Origin of the sequence: Streptomyces sp. NPDC091416, from assembly GCF_044756845.1 — a bacterium.
GTDB lineage: Bacteria > Actinomycetota > Actinomycetes > Streptomycetales > Streptomycetaceae > Streptomyces.
This window is the reverse complement of the sequence record NZ_JBIVTU010000013.1, coordinates 231,145-250,979: the sequence shown is the minus strand read 5'-3', so window position 1 is coordinate 250,979 and position 19,835 is coordinate 231,145. Positions and strand designations below refer to the sequence as shown.

Here is a 19,835-nt window from a genome sequence, read left to right as displayed (position 1 = left end):
GCCACGGCGTTCCGTCGGTCCGTTTTGGTCTTTCTTCTCTCACTTTCAGTGCGCTGTCGCATATGCGATCTTCTCACCTGAATGCCCGACTCCGGGGCGCTATCCTGAGGGCGAGCCGGTGCGGCGTGGTGCGCTTGACACCAAAATCGAACATCCATTCTCATGGGATTCCGGCCGGGTTTTCCCGGGCTCGACCGTGGAGTTGTCCACAGGCCGGGAGGACGTCGAGGCCCATTGTCAGTGGCAGGGGTTAGCGTCTTTGACGTGAAGCGATCGACTCAAGCAAATCGGGTGGAACCCATGGCAGGAACCGACCGCGAGAAGGCGCTGGACGCCGCACTCGCACAGATTGAACGGCAATTCGGCAAGGGCGCGGTGATGCGCCTCGGCGAGCGGCCGAACGAGCCCATCGAGGTGATTCCCACCGGGTCCACGGCGCTCGACGTGGCGCTCGGCGTCGGCGGTCTGCCGCGCGGCCGCGTGGTCGAGGTGTACGGGCCGGAGTCCTCCGGCAAGACGACGCTGACGCTGCACGCCGTGGCGAACGCGCAGAAGCTCGGCGGCCAGGTGGCCTTCATCGACGCGGAGCACGCGCTCGATCCGGAGTACGCGAAGAAGCTCGGCGTCGACATCGACAGCCTCATCCTGTCCCAGCCGGACAACGGTGAGCAGGCTCTCGAGATCGTGGACATGCTGGTCCGCTCGGGCGCGCTCGACCTGATCGTCATCGACTCCGTCGCGGCGCTCGTGCCGCGCGCGGAGATCGAGGGCGAGATGGGTGACTCGCACGTGGGTCTGCAGGCGCGTCTCATGAGCCAGGCGCTGCGGAAGATCACCAGCGCGCTGAACCAGTCCAAGACCACCGCGATCTTCATCAACCAGCTCCGCGAGAAGATCGGCGTGATGTTCGGCTCGCCGGAGACCACCACCGGTGGCCGCGCGCTCAAGTTCTACGCCTCGGTGCGTCTGGACATCCGCCGCATCGAGACGCTGAAGGATGGCACCGACGCGGTCGGCAACCGCACCCGCGTCAAGGTCGTCAAGAACAAGGTCGCGCCGCCGTTCAAGCAGGCCGAGTTCGACATCCTCTACGGCCAGGGCATCAGCCGCGAGGGCGGCCTGATCGACATGGGCGTGGAGCACGGCTTCGTCCGCAAGGCCGGCGCCTGGTACACGTACGAGGGCGACCAGCTCGGTCAGGGCAAGGAGAACGCCCGGAACTTCCTCAAGGACAACCCCGATCTCGCCAACGAGATCGAGAAGAAGATCCTGGAGAAGCTGGGCGTCGGAGTCCGGCCCGACGCCGAGCCCGCTGCCGAATCCGGCGTGGACGCGGCAGGCGCGGCGGCTCCGGCCGACGGCGCGGCGAAGCCGGTGTCCGCTCCGGCCGGCAAGACCAAGCCGGCCAAGACGGCGGCGGCCAAGAGCTAGACCGTGACGCGCCGTACGGAGTGGCCGGGCAGCGCTGCCGATTCCGGCGTGGGCCCCGGTCCCGAATTCGCCGCCGGGCAAACGGCCGGATCCGACCATGAGTCCGACGTCTCCCACGGGCCGGCCGTCAGGGCCGGCCGTGGGAGAAGCGCGGCCTCGGGCGCCGGATTCGGTGAGGGGGCGGGGCGTCGTTCCCGCTCCCGTTCCAGGGACAGCGGTTCCCCCTCCTCGTCGAGGGCCGAGAAGGGGGAACCGCGAGACCCGGTCGAGCAGGCGCGCAACATCTGCCTGCGGCTTCTCACCGGGACCCCACGCACTCGCAAGCAGCTCGCGGACGCCCTGCGCAAGCGGGAGATCCCGGACGAGGCGGCCGAAGAGGTGCTGTCGCGCTTCGAGGACGTAGGGCTGATCGATGACGCCGCGTTCGCCGACGCCTGGGTGGAATCCCGGCATCACGGACGCGGTCTGGCCCGCCGCGCGCTCGTCCGTGAGCTGCGCACCAAGGGGGTGGAGTCCGCCGTCATCGACGAGGCAGTGGGGCAGCTCGACTCCGAGCAGGAGGAGGAGACGGCGCGCGAGCTCGTCGCGCGCAAGCTCCGGTCCACCCGGGGCCTGGAGCGCGACAAGCGGCTTCGCCGCCTTGCGGGCATGCTCGCCCGCAAGGGGTACGGGGAGGGCATGGCCCTGCGTGTGGTGCGCCGGGCCCTGGAGGAAGAGGGCGAGGACACGGAAGGGCTGGACGAACCCTTCTGATCGGCATGAGCAGCGGTATCGGTATGAGTAACGGCAACGGCAACGGCAACGCCGGCGTCAGGGACAACGGCTGTGGCGTCGGCGGCGACAGCAGCACACGCCGCGAGCGCAGCGGCACCCTTTGGGCCTGTCCGCCGTCGCCCGCCTGCGCTGTTACTGCCCGGCGCGGGCCGCACGGCTGATGGTGGCGTCGATCAGGGCGAGGGCGTCCGCGGCGGTGCGCCCGGGGTAGCGGTTCCACGGCCCGATCAGCCCGGTCCATCCTTGGGAGCGGAGCTCAGCGATGAGCCAGGCCCCGGCCCGGTCGACGGTGTGCGCCGATCCGTAGCCCAGTCGGTGCGCCGTGAGCATGGCACCGCAGATGCAGCGGGCCCCCCGGGCGTTGCGGAGCCGGTACGGGGTGTTCTGCCAGCCCCATTCGGTCAGGATCTGACGGGCATGGGCGAGATGGACGGAGGGCCGCACCTCCGGCTGTCCGATGCGCCGCCAGGCATGCAGCCGGTCGGGCAGTACCGCACCGAGGCGCCCGGGGAGGGGGCGCTCGCGTGGCGGGGCCGTGGGAAGTGCGCGCACCGTGTCGGCGATGAGCTGATCCACCGGTACGGACAGCAGATCGCGCCAGTCGTCCGACGGCGCGGGACGGTTCTGCTCGCCGCCGGGTGAGACGGGCCCCGGAGGTTCGGGAACGGTCAGGTCCCAGCCTGTGACGATCTGCTGCCATGCCTCCGTGTCATGGAGGCGCGCGGCCTGGGCGTCGAGCTCGTCGGGCGTGAGGGCGGTGGCGGTGGTCGGCATGGGTGCGGGCTCCCCGTCGTAGCGGTGGCGAAGCGATGCCGTAGCGGCGCGATGGAGATGCCGTGGCGGTCCTCGCCGTTGAGGCGAATGTCCGTCCGGTCCGCGGTTCGCTCCACCGGAGCGAGGCCATACGGGTGTGTCGCCACGCATTCCGGGGATAGCGCGGTCCGGGGGAGGCGCGTGCCCGGGCCGGGGATGTGCGTGCCCGGGCATGGTGGAGGGCAAAGTCCGGAACGGGAAGGTTCTGAACGGGGAGTCGGCAACGGGTACGCCGGCAAGGGGGAAGGTTCTGAACGGGGAGTTAGCAACGGGCAGGCCGGCAAGGGGGACGCCCGGCAACGCCCGGCTCGGGGAAGACCCCGGCCCGGCAACGCCCGGCTCGGGGGAAAACCCCCCTACGAAGACGCCGGAACGCTCCAGTGCACAGGCATCTGTGCACAGAGCAGTGTGTGACGCATGCCAGAGAAGCCCGGCGGTACCGAGATCACCGAGCTGGCCGCCCTCAAGGCCCTCGCCCAGCCGCGACGCCAGCAGATCCTTCAGCACCTCACCCTGCACGGCCCCGCGACATCGGCGATCCTCGCCCGTGCCCTGGGCCTGAACACCGGGGCCACCAGCTACCACCTGCGCGAACTGGCCCGGTACGGATTCGTCGCCGACACCGTGCCGCAGGCGCCGGGCGGGGGCCGCGCACGATGGTGGCGGGCCGTGCCCGGTGACCGCAGGTTTCCGCCTCCGTCCCGCCGGACACCCGGGATGCGGCTCGTCATGGACGAGCTGAACCGTCACGCGTACGCCGCCGACCTCGCACTCTTCGAGCGGCTCCAGCGCGAGCGCGGGGCTGCCGGAGACGGCGCGGGGCCCGACGAGTGGGCCGACGCGCATGCGTACTCGCGTGGCTCGCTTCGGCTCACTCTCCCCGAGCTCCAGGAGTTCTTCGAGGCGTACATCGCCCTCATGAACCGCTACAAGCGCCCCGAGTCCGAGACGCCACCGGGCGCCCGCACGGTCCACACCCGGCTGCTGGCCTTCCCGGGACCGGGCGAAGACGTCCATGACCCCTGTGCCGCCCGCACGGATGACAACGAAAGAGAGACGGACGCGTCATGATGCTGCGCTACGCCCTGCGCACGGTCCGCGATCGCAAGGGAGGATTCCTCGGCGCGCTGCTGGCCCTCATGTGCGCCGCCGCCCTCGTCACCGCATGCGGCACTCTTCTGGAGACCGGCCTGCGCGGACGGATCGCCACCGAGCGCTACGCCGCGACCCCGGTCGTCGTCTCCGCGGACCAGAACGTCCACCGGACCACCGTCAAGCACAAGGGCAACGGGAAGACGAAGGTCAAGCACAAGGCCAAGCCCGTCGCCGAGCGTGCCTGGCTGCCCGTCGCCCTGGCCGATCGGCTCCGCACCTTGGAGGGTGTCCGAGCGGTCGTCCCCGAACTGACCTTCCTCGCAGAGCCGTTGTGGATCCGGCCCGAGCATGCTGGCAGCGGCAGCGGCAGCGGCAGCGGCAGCGGCGGCGGCGACCGTGGGAGCGGCCAGGCGTCCGCCCGGCCCGCACCTGCGGGAAGCGGCGACACGCCCTCGTACGGACACTCCTGGGAGTCCGCCCCGCTCACCCCGTTCGCCCTCACCGCCGGCCGCGCCCCCGCCTCGTCCGGCGACGTGGTGATCGACCGGGGTCTCGCCGAACGAAGCGGCCTGGCTCCCGGGGACCGGCTGACCGTGCAGTCCACGCAGGCCCCTCGCACGTACCGTGTCAGCGGGATCGCCGCCCCGCGCGGACACGGCGAACTGCGGCAGCAGACCTCGCTGTTCTTTTCCGGGGCGGAGGCCGAACGCCTTGCCGCCCGCCCCGGCCAGGTCTCCGCCCTGGGCGTGCTTCCCGCCACCGGTACGGACATCGACCAGTTGAAGCAGCAGGTCGTGCGCGCCCTCGACGGCACCACCGCCCAGGTCTCGACGGGGGACGAACGCGGTCCGGTCGAGTTCCTGGATGGAGCGGGCGCCAGGGTCAAGCTGGTCTCCATGGGCGGTGCCATGGGCGGGACCTCGCTGCTGGTCGCGGTTCTCGTGGTGGTCGGAACCTTCGCGCTCTCCATCCAGCAGCGCCACCGCGAACTCGCGCTGTTGCGCACGATCGCCGCCACCTCGCGGCAGATCCGCCGTCTGCTCGGCCGGGAGGCCCTGCTCGTGGGCGCCGTCGCCGGGGTGCTGGGCGCCCTGGCCGGGCTGCCGCTGGCCGCATGGCTGCACAGTCGATTCATCGACATGGGTGTGGTTCCGGCGACGCTGGAGCGGACGGCCGGCATCCTTCCCGCCTGTGCCGCGATCGCCGTCACCCTCCTCGGTGCCTGGGCCGCCGCCCGCATCTCCGGCCGTCGTATCGCCCGCCTCCGCCCGGCCGAGGCCATGGCCGAGTCCGCGGTCGAGCGCCGCCGCCCGGCCCGGGGCAGGATCGCCGCCGGTCTGGTCCTGCTCATCGGCGGCGGGGTGCTCGTCGCGGTACTGAGCATCCTGCGCACCGAGGCCGCCTCGACCCCGGTCACCTTCCTGGCCGTGGTGGTGCTGGCCACGGCGGTGTCGCTGCTCGGCCCGCTCCTGGTCCGGGCCGCCGCGTTCCTCCTGGCGGGCGTGAACCGGGCAGCCGGACACGTCGGCATCCTGGCCACGGCGAACATCCGGGGGAACTCCACCCGGATGGCCTCCGTCGTCACCCCGCTCACCCTGCTCATCGGCATGGCCTGCACCGTTCTCTTCGTCCAGCCCACCCTCGGCGACGCCGCCCTCGCCCAGGCCCGCGAAGGCACCCGAGCCGCCTGGGTGCTGGGCGCGCAGGGGCCCGGCGTGCCGTCGGAAGCCGCGGCGGCCGTGCGGACGACGCCCGGAGTCACCGCCGCCACGGAAGTGGTCCGCACCACCGTCCGGGTCGGGCTCGCCAAGTACCAGGCCCAGGGAGTCACCGCGGCCGGTCTCGCCCGCACCTGGGACCCCGACGTGACGCGCGGTTCCATCGCCGCGTTCAGTGCGGGCTCCCGCTCCGCCGCCATCAGTGAACTGGCCGCCGGACAGCTCGGCCTGCGCCCCGGCAGCGAGCTGAAGCTGCACCTGGGCGACGGCACTCCCGCCACCCTCACGGTCGCCGCCGTCTACCGGCGCGGTCTGGGCTTCGGCGACCTGACGCTGCCGCACGACCTGCTCGCCCGGCACATGGACAATCCCCTGGCCGCGACCGTCCTGGTCGCCGGGGACGCGAGCCGCAGCGAACTGACGGCCGCTCTGCGAAGGTTCCCGGGTGTCGCCGTCGTCGCCCCCGCGACCGCCGACCGGCTCCGGGCGGACCGTCAGCAGGAGAACGCCGAGATCAACCTGCTGGCCATGGGCCTGGTGCTGGCCTTCACTGCCATCGCGGTCGTCAACACGCTTGCCATGTCGGTCTCCGAGCGGCTCAGGGAGTTCGCGCTGCTGAGGCTGGCGGGAGCGACCCGCCGTCAGGTGCTGCGGATGCTCCGCATCGAGGCCCTGTCTGTCCTGGCCGTCGCCACGGCCCTCGGCACCGGTATCGCGCTCGCCGTGCTGACCGCCTTCAGCATCGGCATGACGGGCGGTGCGGAGCCCACCGTGGTGCCGCTGGTGTACGCGATGGTGGTGGGCGCCGCGGCCGTGCTCGCGCTGATCGCCACGGCGCTGCCGGGCAGGATGGCTCTGAGGGCCCGCCCGGTGGAGGCCGTCACGAGCCGGTGAGCGACCACAGCGCGTGCGGCGGGGCTCCCGGTCACACCTCGACCGGTAGCCCCGCTGCGTGCATCAGGTCAGTTCTCGACCGGGAGCCGGCCCGCGCATCAGGTCACACGTCGACCGGGAGCCCCGCCGCGCGCCAGGCCTGGAAACCGCCGACCAGGTCCGTAGCCCGGTACAGCCCGAGCCGGTGCAGCGACTCGGCCGCGAGGCTCGACGCGTACCCCTCGTTGCAGATCACCACCACGCGGAGTCCGTGGCTCACGGCCTCCGCCGCACGATGGCTGCCCTGCGGATCCAGCCGCCATTCCAGCTCGTTGCGCTCGACGACCAGCGCGCCGGGGATCAGCCCGTCCCGCGCCCGCAGCTCCGCGTAGCGGATGTCCACGAGCAGCGCGCCGTCCTCGGCCGCCGCCTTCGCCTCCTGCGGTCCGAGCCGCTCGTACCCGGCCCGGACGCGCTCCAGGAGCCCGTCGATCCCGATCGGGTGGTCGCCGTCCTCGTGCTGCACGCCGCTCACTGCCAGTCCTCCGGACGTTCGGTCTGCTCAAGACGGAGCACCGCGCCGGTGCGGCTGTAGCGCCGGATCTGCGGCAGCGGCGGGTAGTACGCGTGGACGGAGACGGCGTGCTCCGTGGCGGACTCGTTCAGCACCTCGTGGACGTGATGCCGGCCGAACGCCTTGCCCTGACCCGCAGTCAACTCCCGCGACCTGTCGATGCCCTCGGCCAGCTCCAGGGTCTTCCAGCCGTCGGTGGGCAGCCTCGCCGCGAGCGAGTGCTCCTTCAGCGTGCCGGCCGCGGCGAGGAAGGCACCGATCGAGTCGGCGTGGTCGTGCCACCCGGTGCCGGTGCCGGGCGGCCAGCCGATCAGCCAGGCCTCGCTGCCACCGGGCCCGTCGAGCCGGATCCAGGTACGGCCCTCAGGATCGAGGGGGAGCGAGGCGACGAGGGCGGTGTCGGCGGCGGTACGGCGGACGAAGTCGAGCAGTTCCGCAGCGGTCGGGCCGGAGGACGTGCGTACGGGTGGGGCAGGGGAGGAGGAAGCAGACACGGGGACCGTCCTGGGAGTTCGCGTGGATGCCCCTGCCGTGCGTCACAGCGCGCGGCGGAGCAGGAGAAGGCGATTCAGCAGGACGGGCGACACACGCAGCCCGCATAACGGACCAGGTCCATATGGACCCTCCGCCACAGGCGCACATCGGTGTCGGTCATGTTCCGGAGTAGACCATGTGCGCCCGCGGCGGTCAATTGACGTCTGCGGTCCGGTCGGAGCGTACGGAGGCGAGGGCCGCGCCGCCGGCCGCCGCGTCTGCCGCCGCACGGAGCTCCGCCGGCCGGACCCCGCCGAACGACTCCACGAGATGGCCGTCCGGCCTGACCAGCAGCACCGTGTGCGCGGACGCACCCGGGTAACTCTCGGCGACCAGCAGCTCGGCCTTCACCGGGAGGCCGTCGACCGTCTCGACGAGCCGCGGCATGACCCCGGCCCGCATCCAGTGCCGTCGGTCCCAGACCCCGGTACCCGGAGCGACCAGTACCACCAGCAGATGCCCCTGCCCCAGCCGCTCCCGCAGCCGGACGGGCGTTCCGTCCGGCGCGGTGACCCGCACATCGGCGACCGGCGCACCGGGGGGCGTACCCACCGTTGTGTGCGCCTCGGCGCGTGGGGGCGCAAGGGGAGAGTGGGAGTAGGACGGGGGCGCACCGAGGGGGCCGCGGCCCAGATGTCCGTCGGCCAGCAATGAATCGTGCCCCCGTGCGCTCCCCGGGACCAGCGTCCGCAGGCCGCCGCCGCCCCGCAGTATCGGCAGCGACTGGTCGGCGGCGCGCAGCCGGGACGCGACGGCGGCCCGGCGTTCGGCCTGGTAGCTGTCGAGGAGGACCTCGGACGCGCCGTGGTGCCAGGCCAGCGCCAGCTTCCACGCCAGGTTCTCGGCGTCCCGCAGTCCCTCGTCGACCCCCTGGGTACCGAGGGCGCCGAGCAGATGGGCGGCGTCTCCGGCCAGGAACGCCCGCTTCACCCGCCAGCGCCGGGCGAGCCGGTGATGGAGCGTGTAGACGCCGGTGTCCAGCAGTTCGTACGGGGGTGTCTGGCCGCACCAGCCTTCCAGGGTGTCCCGGACCCGCGTGACCAGGGCGTCCGGGGTGACCAGCTCACCGCGCGGCGGCAGCAGCCAGTCCAGCCGCCAGACCCCGTCCGGCAGCGGCCGCGCGGTGACCTCGGCGCCGCCGGTGCGCCATGGCGGGAGGCGGTGCAGTACGGCTTCGCCGGGCCAGGGCAGTTCGGTGCGCAGAGCTGCGACGGCATGCCGCTCAACCGCGGTACGCCCGGGGAACCGGATGTCGAGGAGCTTGCGGACCGTGGACCTCGCCCCGTCGCAGCCGACCAGGTAACTCCCGCGCCACCAGGTCGCACCGGGCTCGCGCGTGTGGACGGTGACCCCGTCGGCGTCCTGCTCCAGGGTGTCGATGCGGCTGAGCCGGCCCGTCTGCACGAGTTCCTGCGCGGCCACGGCGTCCCGCAGCCCTCGCACCAGCGCGTGCTGCGGGATGTGGACGGGGGCTGCCGGCGGACCGCCGGCAGCGGAGCCCTCGCCGAGCGGCAGTTCCCGGACGAGCTGCCTGCGCCGCATCGACCGCCAGCCGGACCAGCGGAGACCTTCGTCGTGGAGCGTCTTGCAACCGAGCCGTTCGACCAGGTCGGCGGTGTCCTCGCGCAGGACGACCGTCCGGGCCGGACGCTTCTCGTCCTTGCCCGGGTCCTCGTCGAGGAGCACGGAGGGCACGCCCTGCGCCGCGAGGGCGAGCGACAGCACCAGGCCCACAGGCCCGGCACCGACGACGATCACCGGGTCCACGGCGCGGCCCCCGCAACACCTGTGGCCGGCCGCGCGCAGGCGCGGGGGAGGAGCGAGGAGGCCGGGGCGGCCCTTGAGGCGGAGGGCGGCGTCGAAGGAGATGCGGCGGCGGAGGCTCGGGGCGCGATCACAGAACGTATGCAACCTACTGGGGGTGCGCGCGTCAAGTGACACCGGGACGCGGCGAGGGGCGGGGGCGCATGCGCCCCCGCCCCTCGCGGACGTCAGATCGACGAGCTGTCAGACGGCGCGTCAGTCATCAGTTTTGCGACGGCGCATCGATCGTCTCCATGTCGCCCCCGGGGCCGGTGGTGACAACCGCGCCCGTGCTCTTCTTCGCGCGCCGCAGCCGTCGCTCGAGCCAGCCGGCGAGCGAGGTGAGCGCGAAGTTCAGCGCGAGGTAGATCACGGCGATGATGGTGAAACACGCGATGGTGTTGGCACCGTAGTTCGCGGCCATCGGCCGGACCGCTGCCAAGAGCTCCGGGAAGCTGAGCACCGCGCCACCGAGCGCGGTGTCCTTGACGATCACCACGAGCTGACTGACGATCGCGGGAAGCATGGCGGTCACCGCCTGCGGCAGCAGCACGAAGACCATGGTCTGGCCTTTGCGCATACCGATCGCCTTGGCGGCGTCCGTCTGCCCCGAAGGGAGAGTGAGGATGCCGGCGCGCACGATCTCCGCGAGCACTGAGGCGTTGTACAGCACCAGGCCCGTCACCACGGCATACAGCAGGCGGGTGTCCGGGGCGAGTTCGGTGTACTCGGAGTACGCCTGGTTCGCGATGACCATCAGAAGCAGCACCGGAATGGCGCGGAAGAACTCCACGACCACCCCGGACGGAATCCGCATCCACCGGTGGTCGGAGAGCCGGCCGATCCCGAAGAGGGCGCCCAGCGGCAGAGCGATGATCAGAGCGAAGAACGCTGCCTTGATCGTGTTCTGGAAACCCGGCCAGATGTACGTCTCCCAAGGCTGGGAGCTGGTGAAGAACGGCTTCCACTTGATCCAGTCGAGCTGGTTCTTGGCAGCGAGGCCGTCGTACACCCACCAGACCACGGCTGCGGCGCCCAGCACGAACAGCACCGTGTAAAGGATGTTGCGCCGCTTGGCGCGCGGCCCCTGGGCGTCGTAGAGGACGGAGCTCATCGCTTCACCGCCACCTTCTTGCTCACCCAGCCGAGGAGGAGGCCGGTCGGGAGGGTCAGGACGATGAAGCCGAAGGCGAAGATCGCAGAGATCAGAATCAGCTGGGCCTCGGCCTCGATCATGCCCTTCATCAGGTACGAGGCTTCCGCGACCCCGATCGCGGAAGCGACAGTGGTGTTCTTCGTCAGTGCGATGAGGACGTTGGACAGTGGATTGACCACCGACCGGAATGCCTGCGGAAGAATGATCAGCCGCAGCACCTGGCCAAAGCTCAGGCCGAGGGCCCGCGCCGCCTCTGCCTGGCCTACCGGCACCGTGTTGATGCCGGATCGCAGGGCCTCGCACACGAACGCGGCGGTATAGGCAACGAGGGAAAGGACCGCGAGCCGGAAGTTGATGTCCTTGATGTCGCTCGCACCGAGGCTGATGGCCAGCGTCGAGTACAGGCCGAGCGAGGAGAACATGATGATCACGGTCAGCGGAATGTTCCTGACCACGTTCACGTAGCCCGTGGCGAAGCCGCGCATCAGGGGGACCGGGCTGACCTTCATGCCGGCCAGCAGCGTTCCCCATATGAGGGAGCCGAGGGCGGAGTAGACGGTGAGCTGCACCGTCACCCAGAACGCCCCAAGCAGGTCGTAACCTTCAAGAAAGTCGAACACGATCTCCCGCGCTTCCGCGTGTAGGAGGGCACGGCGCGCCGCCGTCAGTGGCGGCGCGCCCGGTCAGCCCTGCTTCACTTGACGACGTCGCCGATCTTCGGCGCCTCTTCGTTCTTGTAGCCCGCCGGACCGAAGTTGGCGTCCACGGCCTTCTTCCACGAACCGTCCGAGACCATCTTGGTCAGCGCGTCGTTGATCTTCTTCTTGAGGTCGGCGTCGCCCTTCTTCAGGCCGATGCCGTAGTTCTCGTTGGTCATCTTGAAGCCGGCCAGCTTGAACTTGCCCTTGTTGGCGTCCTGCGAGGCATAGCCGGCCAGGATGCTGTCATCCGTGGTCAGCGCGTCGATGACCTTGTTCTCCAGGCCGGTCAGGCACTCCGAGTAGCCGCCGTACTCCTGGAGCTGGGCCTTCGGGGCCAGCTTGTCCTTGACGTTCTTCGCCGAGGTCGAGCCGGTGACCGAGCAGAGCTTCTTGTTGTTCAGGTCCTCGGGCGACTTGATCGAGGTGTCGTCCGCGCGGACCAGGATGTCCTGGTGGGCGAGCAGGTACGGGCCCGCGAAGTCGACCTTCGCCAGACGCTCGTCGTTGATCGAGTAGGAGGCGGCGATGAACTTCACGTCACCGCGCGAGATCGCCGTCTCACGGTCGGCGCTCTTGGTCTCCTTGAACTCGATGTCCGCGGCGTCGTAGCCCAGTTCCTTGGCGACGTACGTGGCGACATCGACGTCGAAGCCGGTGTACTTGCCGTCCGGGGTCTTCAGGCCGATACCCGGCTGGTCGATCTTGATGCCGATCGTGATCTTCTTGCCGCCGCCCGAACCGGACGCGTCGTCCTTGTCGTCGGAACCACAGGCGGTGGCGGTCAGGGCGAGGGCGAGCACGGCGGCCGAGGCGGCGGTGACCTTACGAAGCTGCATGGTGAATTTCCCTAGAGTTGACGCGATGTGAGTGATCGGCCGGTCCGGAGACCGGCGCCGAAGGCTCCATCAGTGGTGAAGGATCTTCGACAGGAAGTCCTTGGCCCGGTCACTGCGCGGGTTGCTGAAGAACTGGTCGGGCGTGGCCTCTTCGACGATCTTCCCGTCCGCCATGAAGACGACGCGGTTGGCCGCGGAGCGGGCGAAGCCCATCTCGTGGGTGACGACGACCATGGTCATGCCGTCGCGGGCGAGCTGCTGCATGACCTCCAGCACCTCGTTGATCATCTCCGGGTCGAGCGCGGAGGTCGGCTCGTCGAAGAGCATGACCTTCGGGTCCATCGCCAGCGCCCGCGCGATCGCCACACGTTGCTGCTGGCCGCCGGAGAGCTGGGAGGGGTACTTGTCGGCCTGGGTCCCGACGCCCACCCGGTCGAGCAGTGAACGCGCCTTGTCCTCGGCAGCCTTCTTGTCCGTCTTGCGGACCTTGAGCTGGCCGAGCGTCACGTTCTCGAGCACCGTCTTGTGGGCGAAGAGATTGAACGACTGGAAGACCATGCCGACATCGGCACGCAGCCTCGCCAGCTCCTTGCCCTCCGCGGGCAACGGCTTCCCGTCGATCGAGATCGCGCCCGAGTCGATCGTCTCCAAGCGGTTGATCGTGCGGCACAGCGTGGACTTACCGGACCCGGAGGGCCCGATGACGACCACGACCTCGCCGCGGGCGATCGTCAGGTCGATGTCCTGGAGCACATGCAGCGCGCCGAAGTGCTTGTTGACGTTGCTCAGCACGACCAGGTCGTCGCCGGCCGCGGGTGCAGCGTCCTCGGCGCCCTTGGTCACTGAAACTCCGCTCATCGGCTTAATGCTCCGTCCTCCTCGGTTGGGAAGGACCTTAGTGACGCAGTGCGACCAGCGTCATTACATCTGAGCGGAAATTGAGCATAACGATCCGGCTGCAACCGGACACTCCGTGTGAACGGGGCGCCTTTCAGTGCCCCGGGGCGTACCGGGTGCATAACGGAAACCTGGATGCAACAGGCGCGCACTTGACTGGCCCCCCGTCATCGGGGTGGATGCTCTGGTACACCCTGACGTGAAACGCCCCGGTACGGGGAAGTAACGGGAGGCGTACGCGACCGTACAGACAGCCCGCACGAGGAGGAAGAGGGGGCCCATGAGACTCCTGCTCGTCGAGGACGACAACCACGTCGCCGCCGCCCTGTCCGCGATCCTCGCCCGGCACGGCTTCCAGGTGGTCCACGCCCGCAGCGGCGAGGAGGCCCTCCAGGCGCTCCTTCCCACCGAGACCGAGCCCTTCGGTGTCGTACTCCTCGACCTCGGCCTGCCCGACCAGGACGGCTACGAGGTCTGCGGGAAGATCCGCAAGCGCAGCTCCGTACCTGTGATCATGGTGACCGCCCGGGCCGACGTCCGCTCACGGATCCACGGGCTCAACCTCGGCGCCGACGACTACGTGACCAAGCCGTACGACACCGGTGAGCTGCTCGCCCGTATCCACGCCGTCAGCCGGCGCAAGGCGGGGCCCGAGGACACCGCGCCCACGCCCGCCGCCGCCCTGCGCCTGGGCCACGTGCACATCGAGCTGCCGACCCGCCGGGTCAGCGTCGACGGGAGCGAGGTCCAGCTCACCCGCAAGGAGTTCGACCTCCTCGCGCTGCTCGCCCAGCGACCCGGTGTGGTGTTCCGCCGGGAACAGATCATCAGCGAGGTGTGGCGTACGAGTTGGGAGGGGACAGGGCGCACCCTGGAGGTCCATGTCGCCTCCCTGCGCTCCAAGCTGCGGCTGCCCGCCCTGATCGAGACCGTGCGCGGGGTCGGCTACCGACTCGTCGCGCCGTCCGCGTAGAGGCGTACGTTCCCGTTGCGCACCCGGCTGCTCCCGCTGCTCATCGTCCTCATGGCGGGCGTCCTGCTCGCCCTCGGCTTCCCGCTGGCCGTCAGCGTGGCCGCGGCCCGGCAACAGGGCGTCGTGATCGACCGGATCGACGACACGGCACGCTTCGCCGCCCTCGCCCAGTTCATCACCGAACGCACCAGCGGCTACGACGAACGGCGCCGCACGCTCCAGGGCGAGTTGGAGACGTACGACGCCGTGTACGGCATCAGGGCCGGCGTCTTCTACCGCGATGACACCGCCATGGCCAAGGCGCCCGCGTCCTGGCGGCTGCCCGACGAGGGCGAGGGCCGCGAGGCGTTCAAGGAGGCGCTGCTCGGCCGTCGCAGCCACGACCCGCCCCAGGTCTGGCCCTGGCAGGACGGCCGGGTGGTCGTCGCCTCGCCCGTCGTGCGGGACGGCGACGTGATCGCCGTCGTCGTCATCGACTCGCCCACCGACCAGATGCGTGCGGCCACGCTCCGCGGCTGGCTGGTGATCGCCGCGGGGGAGGTGATCGCGATGCTGGTGGCCGTCGGTGCCGCGAACCGGCTCACCGGCTGGGTGCTGCTGCCCGTGCGGACACTCGACGCCGCCGCCCACGACATCGCCGTCGGGCGCATGCGGTCCAGGGTGGCGGCCTCCGGCGGTCCCCCGGAACTCAGGCGTCTGGCCCGGTCGTTCAACGAGATGGCCGACAACGTCGAGGACGTGCTGGAGCAGCAGCGCGCCTTCGTGGCCGACGCCTCCCATCAGTTGCGCAATCCCTTGGCCGCCCTGCTGCTGCGGATCGAGCTCCTCGCTCTCGAACTCCCCGAGGGCAACGAGGAGATCGCCTCCGTGCGTACGGAGGGCAAACGCCTCGGGCAGGTTCTCGACGACCTGCTCGACCTGGCCCTGGCCGAGCACGCCGACGCCGATCTGCAGCTCACGGACATCGGCGCCCTGAGTGCCGAACGGGTCGCGTCCTGGCGGCCGGTGGCCGAGGAGAGGGGCGTACGGCTGCGGGCGGACGGTATGGGGGCCGTCACCGCCTGGGCGGACCCCATCGCCCTGTCCAGCGCACTCGACGCGATCATCGACAACGCCCTCAAGTTCACCCCGCGCGACGAGGAGGTCCGGGTCACGGTCGCCTCCGACAGCGCGTGCGTCACCGTCGTCGTCGCGGACGGCGGACCGGGACTCACCGAGCAGGAGATGGAGCGCGTGGGCGACCGGTTCTGGCGCAGCTCCCAGCATCAGAACGTACGGGGGTCGGGGCTCGGCCTTTCCATCTCCAAGGCGCTCCTCGCCGCGAGCGACGGCTCGCTGTCCTGCACACGGAACGAACCGCACGGGCTGCGCGTGACGGTCTCGGTCCCGCGCAACGGGCCGCAGGGCTGAGGAGGGTCGAGGAGGGTCGAGGAGCCGGGGCCGCCGGGGTCCGGTCCCCGGGCCTGACCGGTCGGTGGCTGCCCCTTAGGGCTTGACCGAGTGGGGTGGCTACTTCTCAGGGCCTGACCGGGCGGTGGCGGCGCCTCAGGGCTTGACCGAGCGGTAGTACCGCTTGGCCCCTTCGTGCAGCGGCAGCGGATCCGTGTAGATTGCCGTCCGCAGGTCCACCAGCTGTGCGGCGTGCACCTCGCGGCCGATCCGGTCCCTGCTGTCGATCACGGTACGCGTGAACGCCTCCGTCATCGCGGCGCTGGTGCGGTCCGTGGTCACCAGCACATTGGCGACCGCCACCGTGGGAACGGCCTGTCCCTGCTGGGCGTTGCGGTAGGCGTCGGCCGGCATCACGGCCGAGCGGTAGAACCGGGTGGATCCTCCGGCTGCCTGGAGCTGCCTGATGAGCGGATCCTCCAGCGGAACCAGCCGGATCGAGAACCGGGCCGAGAGATCCGCGACCGCTGTGGTCGGCAGTCCGCCGGACCAGAAGAACGCGTCGAGCCGGCCGTCCTCCAGCAGCTTCGGCATCGTGTCGATGCCCGCGGGCACGGCCGTCACATCGGCGACGGGGTCCAGGCCCGCAGCCGTCATCAGCCGGTCGGCCACCAGCCGTACCCCCGACCCCGGCTGTCCGACCGCGACGGTCTTGCCCCGCAGGTCCGCGACCTTGCGGATGTCCGAGCCGCGCTCCACGACCAGCTGTATGTAGTCGTCGTACAGGCGGACACAGCCGCGCAGCCGGTCGGCGCCCGGCTTGCGGTCCCGGAGGTACGTGGCGACGGCGTCGGTGGTGGCGATGGTGAAGTCGGCCTTGCCCGTCGCCACCCGGGCGATGTTCTGCTGCGAGCCCTCGCTGGTCTGGAGCCGTATCGACACCTCGGGAAGATCCTTCGCGAGCGCGCCCTCGAGCCGCTCGCCGTAGCGCTGGTAGACGCCGCTGCGCACCCCGGTGCTGAACGTCAGCGTCCCGTTCGGCGCCGGGTCCCCGAGCGGGAGCAGCCACCAGAGCAGCAGTCCGAGCACGACGACGAGGGCGGCGCCCGCCCGCAGCGAGCGACGCCGGCCGATACGGGACAGAGCCGGGAGCATGGCGGCGATCCTGCCAGGTGGTTCCCGGCCCTGGCCAGGGGCGCCGTCGGATCTCACAGTCCGCCGCGGCGGCCGGTGCGCGGTCCGCAAGCCGCCCGCGGCGGGAGGTGTCCGCGCAGCACCTACCCTTGTCCCATGAGCAGCGGCAACCGGAGCGAAGCAGTGGACGTCAGAAAAAGCTATGAGGTGCGCACCTACGGGTGCCAGATGAACGTCCACGACTCCGAGCGGCTGTCGGGACTCCTGGAGGACGCCGGCTACGTACGGGCGCCCGAAGGATCCGACGGCGACGCCGACGTCGTCGTCTTCAACACCTGCGCGGTGCGGGAGAACGCCGACAACAAGCTCTACGGCAACCTCGGCCGGCTCGCCCCGATGAAGACGAAGCGCCCCGGGATGCAGATCGCGGTCGGCGGCTGCCTCGCGCAGAAGGACCGCGACACCATCGTCCAGCGGGCCCCCTGGGTCGACGTCGTCTTCGGTACGCACAACATCGGCAAGCTGCCCGTGCTGCTGGAGCGCGCCCGGATCCAGGAGGAGGCGCAGATCGAGATCGCCGAGTCCCTGGAGGCGTTCCCCTCGACGCTCCCCACCCGCCGCGAGTCCGCGTACGCCGCCTGGGTCTCCATCTCCGTCGGCTGCAACAACACCTGCACCTTCTGCATCGTCCCGGCGCTGCGCGGCAAGGAGAAGGACCGCCGGACCGGCGACATCCTGGCCGAGATCGAGGCCCTGGTCGCCGAGGGCGTCTCCGAGATCACCCTCCTCGGCCAGAACGTGAACGCGTACGGCTCCGACATCGGCGACCGCGAGGCCTTCTCCAAGCTGCTGCGCGCCTGCGGGCGGATCGAGGGACTGGAGCGCGTCCGCTTCACCTCGCCGCACCCGCGCGACTTCACCGACGACGTCATCGCGGCCATGGCCGAGACGCCGAACGTGATGCCGCAGCTCCACATGCCGATGCAGTCCGGATCGGACACGGTCCTGAAGGCGATGCGGCGCTCGTACCGGCAGGAACGCTTCCTCGGCATCATCGACAAGGTGCGGGCCGCGATGCCGGACGCCGCGATCTCCACCGACATCATCGTCGGCTTCCCCGGGGAGACCGAGGAGGACTTCGAGCAGACCATGCACGCGGTCCGTGAGGCGCGCTTCGCCAACGCCTTCACCTTCCAGTACTCCAAGCGCCCCGGTACCCCCGCCGCCGACATGGACGGGCAGATCCCCAAGGAGGTCGTCCAGGAGCGCTACATGCGCCTGTCCGCCCTCCAGGAGCAGATCTCCTGGGACGAGAACAAGAAGCAGGTCGGCCGCACGCTGGACGTCATGGTCGCGGAGGGCGAGGGCCGCAAGGACGGCGCGACCCACCGCCTGTCCGGCCGCGCTCCCGACAACCGCCTGGTCCACTTCACCAAGCCGGACCAGGACGTCCGGCCCGGCGACGTGGTGACCGTCGAGATCAGCTACGCCGCCCCGCACCACCTGCTGGCCGAGGGCGCGCCCCTCGGGGTCCGGCGGACCCGTTCGGGGGACGCCTGGGAGAAGCGCACCGCGGCCGCGGCCGCCAAGCCGGCGGGCGTCATGCTCGGCCTGCCCGGAATCGGCGCCCCGGCGCCGCTGCCCGCCACCTCGGCTCCGGGCTGCGGCTGCGACTGACGGCGTTGTAGGGGCCGCGCGTGGTGTGCCTGCGGTGGGCCGTGCTCCGGTGCTGCTGCTCGGCTCCGGGCTGAGACTGGCGGCGCTGTAAGGTCCGCGCGTGGTGTGCCCGTGGCGGGCTGTGCTCCGGGGCTACTGCTCGGCTCCGGGCTGCGGCTGCGGCCGACGGCGCTGTAGGGGCCGCGCGTGGTGTGCCTGCGGTGGGCCGTGCTCCGGGGCTCCTGCTCGGCTCCGGGCTGAGACTGACGGCGCTGTAAGGTCCGCGCGCGGTGTGCCCGCGGCGGGCCAGTACGCTGCCCCTCATGCTTGTCGCCGCCGCAGTCTGCCCCTGCCCGCCGCTGCTGGTCCCCGAGGTCGCCGCCGGTGCCGCGCCCGAGCTCGACGGAGCGAGGACCGCGTGCACCGATGCCCTCGGGGTCCTCGCGGCCTCCCGGCCCGATCTGCTGATCGTGATCGGCCCGGCCGGTCCTGCGGGCCGCGGTACGCACCCCGAGGGCGCCACCGGGGGCTTCCAGGAGTTCGGTGTGGACCTCGGCGTACGGCTGGGGCGGGACGTGGGGACCGCCACGGTCGCCGAGCGCCCGCTCGCGCCGTCGCTCGCGGTCGGCGCGTGGCTGCTGTCCCGTGCCGGATGGGCGGGCACCCCGGTCGAGGCGCTCGGTGTCGGTGAGGGGCTGGAGACCGCCCGCTGCACGGAGACGGGGCGCTCCCTGGCCTCCCGCGCGGACCGGGTCGCGCTGCTGGTGATGGGTGACGGCAGTGCCTGCCGCACCCTGAAGTCGCCCGGCTACCTGGACGAGCGAGCGGCAGGGTTCGACGCGGAGGCCTCGCGGGCGCTGGGGGCGGCGGACACGGGCGCGCTCATCGCCCTGGACGAGGCGCTGGCGTACGAGCTCAAGGCCGCGGGCCGCGCGCCCTGGCAGGTGCTCGCGGGCGCTGCCGAAGGGGCCGGGCTGGACGGGCGGCTGCTCTACGACGACGCGCCGTACGGCGTGGGCTACATGGTCGCGGCCTGGGCCTGACCTTCTCCCGGAGCCGGGACAGCGACCCTTGCCGGGAACCGGACAGCGCGACGGCCGTGGAGCGGTACCGCTCCACGGCCGTCGTCGTGCGGTCCTGCCGGTCCGGTGTCAGGAAGCCGGAGGCGGCGGGGTGCTGCCCGGAGCGGGCGGCGTTCCGCCCCCGTCCTTCTGGGCCAGCTTGTCGACCGCTCCCTTGGCCTTCTGCGTACCGGACACGATCTTGTCGCTGTACTTGCCCTTGGTCTTCGCGTCCACCGTGCGCGCGGCCTTGTCGAGCCCCTGGTCGATCTTGTCCCCGTGCTGCTGCGCGAGGTCGCTCACCTTGTCCTTCGCCGGGCTCAGCTTCGCCTTCAAATTGTCCATGAAGCCCATCGGACACCTTCTCTGCTCGGGGGCCTGCGTGCGCGTGCTCTCTCCGGTCCCGATACCCGCCGC

19 protein-coding genes are annotated in these 19,835 nt (G+C 71.0%); 8 read left to right on the top strand and 11 right to left on the bottom strand.

Annotated elements, in window-relative coordinates; all coding sequences use genetic code 11:
- Positions 1-300: 300 nt before the first annotated feature.
- Positions 301-1,431, top strand: a complete 1,131-nt coding sequence (recA, locus tag ACIQMX_RS32670; RefSeq protein WP_402483561.1) for a recombinase RecA — start codon at positions 301-303, stop codon at positions 1,429-1,431.
- Between the two features lie 3 nt (positions 1,432-1,434).
- Positions 1,435-2,184: a recombination regulator RecX gene (gene recX / locus ACIQMX_RS32665; protein ID WP_363075840.1), complete on the top strand. Its 750-nt coding sequence runs from the start codon at positions 1,435-1,437 to the stop codon at positions 2,182-2,184.
- A 153-nt stretch (positions 2,185-2,337) separates the two neighbouring features.
- Here recX and ACIQMX_RS32660 read toward each other — a convergent pair whose 3' ends face one another.
- A complete protein-coding gene (locus tag ACIQMX_RS32660) occupies positions 2,338-2,979 on the bottom strand; it encodes a hypothetical protein (protein WP_363075838.1) in 642 nt (213 codons plus the stop codon).
- 456 nt (positions 2,980-3,435) lie between these two features.
- On the opposite strand from ACIQMX_RS32660, the gene ACIQMX_RS32655 reads away from it, so the two are divergent.
- Together ACIQMX_RS32655 and ACIQMX_RS32650 are read left to right on the top strand one after the other, a co-directional pair.
- Entirely contained in the window at positions 3,436-4,089 is a 654-nt protein-coding gene (locus ACIQMX_RS32655; RefSeq protein WP_402483557.1) for an ArsR/SmtB family transcription factor, read from the top strand.
- Positions 4,086-6,725 (top strand): FtsX-like permease family protein, encoded by a 2,640-nt coding sequence (locus ACIQMX_RS32650; RefSeq protein WP_402483555.1) that lies wholly within the window; start codon positions 4,086-4,088, stop codon positions 6,723-6,725. Before ACIQMX_RS32655 ends, ACIQMX_RS32650 begins: the two co-directional genes overlap by 4 nt.
- A 103-nt stretch (positions 6,726-6,828) precedes the next feature.
- On the opposite strand, the gene ACIQMX_RS32645 is transcribed toward ACIQMX_RS32650, so the two are convergent.
- The 8 genes from ACIQMX_RS32645 to ACIQMX_RS32610 form a co-directional block, all read right to left on the bottom strand.
- Positions 6,829-7,239, bottom strand: coding sequence for a rhodanese-like domain-containing protein (locus tag ACIQMX_RS32645; protein WP_363075832.1), 411 nt, complete (start codon positions 7,237-7,239; stop codon positions 6,829-6,831).
- Positions 7,236-7,772, bottom strand: a complete 537-nt coding sequence (locus ACIQMX_RS32640) for a cysteine dioxygenase (RefSeq protein WP_363075830.1) — start codon at positions 7,770-7,772, stop codon at positions 7,236-7,238. Before ACIQMX_RS32640 ends, ACIQMX_RS32645 begins: the two co-directional genes overlap by 4 nt.
- A gap of 74 nt (positions 7,773-7,846) precedes the next feature.
- The gene (locus ACIQMX_RS32635; RefSeq protein WP_311605579.1) at positions 7,847-7,933 is read right to left on the bottom strand and encodes a putative leader peptide; all 87 of its coding nucleotides are present in this window, start codon (positions 7,931-7,933) and stop codon (positions 7,847-7,849) included.
- A gap of 32 nt (positions 7,934-7,965) precedes the next feature.
- Positions 7,966-9,579 carry an FAD-dependent monooxygenase gene (locus ACIQMX_RS32630; RefSeq protein WP_402483551.1) on the bottom strand — a complete coding sequence of 538 codons (1,614 nt, stop codon included), beginning with the start codon at positions 9,577-9,579 and terminating at the stop codon, positions 7,966-7,968.
- Positions 9,580-9,838: 259 nt separating this feature from the next.
- Entirely contained in the window at positions 9,839-10,729 is an 891-nt protein-coding gene (locus ACIQMX_RS32625; protein WP_402483548.1) for an amino acid ABC transporter permease, read from the bottom strand.
- Positions 10,726-11,391 (bottom strand): amino acid ABC transporter permease, encoded by a 666-nt coding sequence (locus ACIQMX_RS32620; RefSeq protein ID WP_402483545.1) that lies wholly within the window; start codon positions 11,389-11,391, stop codon positions 10,726-10,728. The genes ACIQMX_RS32625 and ACIQMX_RS32620 overlap by 4 nt, the downstream gene beginning before the upstream one ends.
- A 74-nt stretch (positions 11,392-11,465) precedes the next feature.
- On the bottom strand, positions 11,466-12,308 hold the full coding sequence (locus ACIQMX_RS32615; protein ID WP_402483542.1) for a glutamate ABC transporter substrate-binding protein: 843 nt from the start codon (positions 12,306-12,308) through the stop codon (positions 11,466-11,468).
- A 69-nt stretch (positions 12,309-12,377) separates the two neighbouring features.
- Positions 12,378-13,166 (bottom strand): amino acid ABC transporter ATP-binding protein, encoded by a 789-nt coding sequence (locus ACIQMX_RS32610; protein ID WP_219571647.1) that lies wholly within the window; start codon positions 13,164-13,166, stop codon positions 12,378-12,380.
- Positions 13,167-13,485: 319 nt separating this feature from the next.
- Between ACIQMX_RS32610 and ACIQMX_RS32605 the strand changes: the two genes are divergently transcribed.
- Positions 13,486-14,178 (top strand): response regulator transcription factor, encoded by a 693-nt coding sequence (locus ACIQMX_RS32605; protein WP_363075820.1) that lies wholly within the window; start codon positions 13,486-13,488, stop codon positions 14,176-14,178.
- 15 nt (positions 14,179-14,193) lie between these two features.
- Positions 14,194-15,588: a HAMP domain-containing sensor histidine kinase gene (locus ACIQMX_RS32600; RefSeq protein WP_363075818.1), complete on the top strand. Its 1,395-nt coding sequence runs from the start codon at positions 14,194-14,196 to the stop codon at positions 15,586-15,588.
- Between the two features lie 135 nt (positions 15,589-15,723).
- Here the strand turns inward: ACIQMX_RS32600 and ACIQMX_RS32595 are convergent, their stop codons facing one another.
- Positions 15,724-16,722, bottom strand: a complete 999-nt coding sequence (locus tag ACIQMX_RS32595) for a TAXI family TRAP transporter solute-binding subunit (protein ID WP_363075816.1) — start codon at positions 16,720-16,722, stop codon at positions 15,724-15,726.
- A gap of 135 nt (positions 16,723-16,857) precedes the next feature.
- On the opposite strand from ACIQMX_RS32595, the gene miaB reads away from it, so the two are divergent.
- Both miaB and ACIQMX_RS32585 read left to right on the top strand, forming a co-directional pair.
- Entirely contained in the window at positions 16,858-18,378 is a 1,521-nt protein-coding gene (gene miaB, locus ACIQMX_RS32590; protein ID WP_363075814.1) for a tRNA (N6-isopentenyl adenosine(37)-C2)-methylthiotransferase MiaB, read from the top strand.
- Between the two features lie 302 nt (positions 18,379-18,680).
- Positions 18,681-19,400 carry a class III extradiol dioxygenase subunit B-like domain-containing protein gene (locus ACIQMX_RS32585; protein WP_363075812.1) on the top strand — a complete coding sequence of 240 codons (720 nt, stop codon included), beginning with the start codon at positions 18,681-18,683 and terminating at the stop codon, positions 19,398-19,400.
- A gap of 108 nt (positions 19,401-19,508) precedes the next feature.
- On the opposite strand, the gene ACIQMX_RS32580 is transcribed toward ACIQMX_RS32585, so the two are convergent.
- Positions 19,509-19,772 carry an antitoxin gene (locus ACIQMX_RS32580; protein WP_363075810.1) on the bottom strand — a complete coding sequence of 88 codons (264 nt, stop codon included), beginning with the start codon at positions 19,770-19,772 and terminating at the stop codon, positions 19,509-19,511.
- Between the last annotated feature and the right edge of the window lie 63 nt (positions 19,773-19,835).

Excerpts from the sequence above, each read along its gene's own strand:
- recA (WP_402483561.1), top strand. The coding sequence starts at position 301 with ATGGCAGGAACCGACCGCGAGAAGGCGCTGGACGCCGCACTCGCACAG.
- ACIQMX_RS32660 (WP_363075838.1), bottom strand. The coding sequence starts at position 2,979 with ATGCCGACCACCGCCACCGCCCTCACGCCCGACGAGCTCGACGCCCAG.
- ACIQMX_RS32655 (WP_402483557.1), top strand. The coding sequence starts at position 3,436 with ATGCCAGAGAAGCCCGGCGGTACCGAGATCACCGAGCTGGCCGCCCTC.
- ACIQMX_RS32650 (WP_402483555.1), top strand. The coding sequence starts at position 4,086 with ATGATGCTGCGCTACGCCCTGCGCACGGTCCGCGATCGCAAGGGAGGA.
- ACIQMX_RS32635 (WP_311605579.1), bottom strand. The coding sequence starts at position 7,933 with ATGACCGACACCGATGTGCGCCTGTGGCGGAGGGTCCATATGGACCTG.
- ACIQMX_RS32625 (WP_402483548.1), bottom strand. The coding sequence starts at position 10,729 with ATGAGCTCCGTCCTCTACGACGCCCAGGGGCCGCGCGCCAAGCGGCGC.
- ACIQMX_RS32615 (WP_402483542.1), bottom strand. The coding sequence starts at position 12,308 with ATGCAGCTTCGTAAGGTCACCGCCGCCTCGGCCGCCGTGCTCGCCCTC.
- ACIQMX_RS32610 (WP_219571647.1), bottom strand. The coding sequence starts at position 13,166 with ATGAGCGGAGTTTCAGTGACCAAGGGCGCCGAGGACGCTGCACCCGCG.
- ACIQMX_RS32605 (WP_363075820.1), top strand. The coding sequence starts at position 13,486 with ATGAGACTCCTGCTCGTCGAGGACGACAACCACGTCGCCGCCGCCCTG.
- ACIQMX_RS32595 (WP_363075816.1), bottom strand. The coding sequence starts at position 16,722 with ATGCTCCCGGCTCTGTCCCGTATCGGCCGGCGTCGCTCGCTGCGGGCG.
- miaB (WP_363075814.1), top strand. The coding sequence starts at position 16,858 with ATGAGCAGCGGCAACCGGAGCGAAGCAGTGGACGTCAGAAAAAGCTAT.
- ACIQMX_RS32585 (WP_363075812.1), top strand. The coding sequence starts at position 18,681 with ATGCTTGTCGCCGCCGCAGTCTGCCCCTGCCCGCCGCTGCTGGTCCCC.
- ACIQMX_RS32580 (WP_363075810.1), bottom strand. The coding sequence starts at position 19,772 with ATGGGCTTCATGGACAATTTGAAGGCGAAGCTGAGCCCGGCGAAGGAC.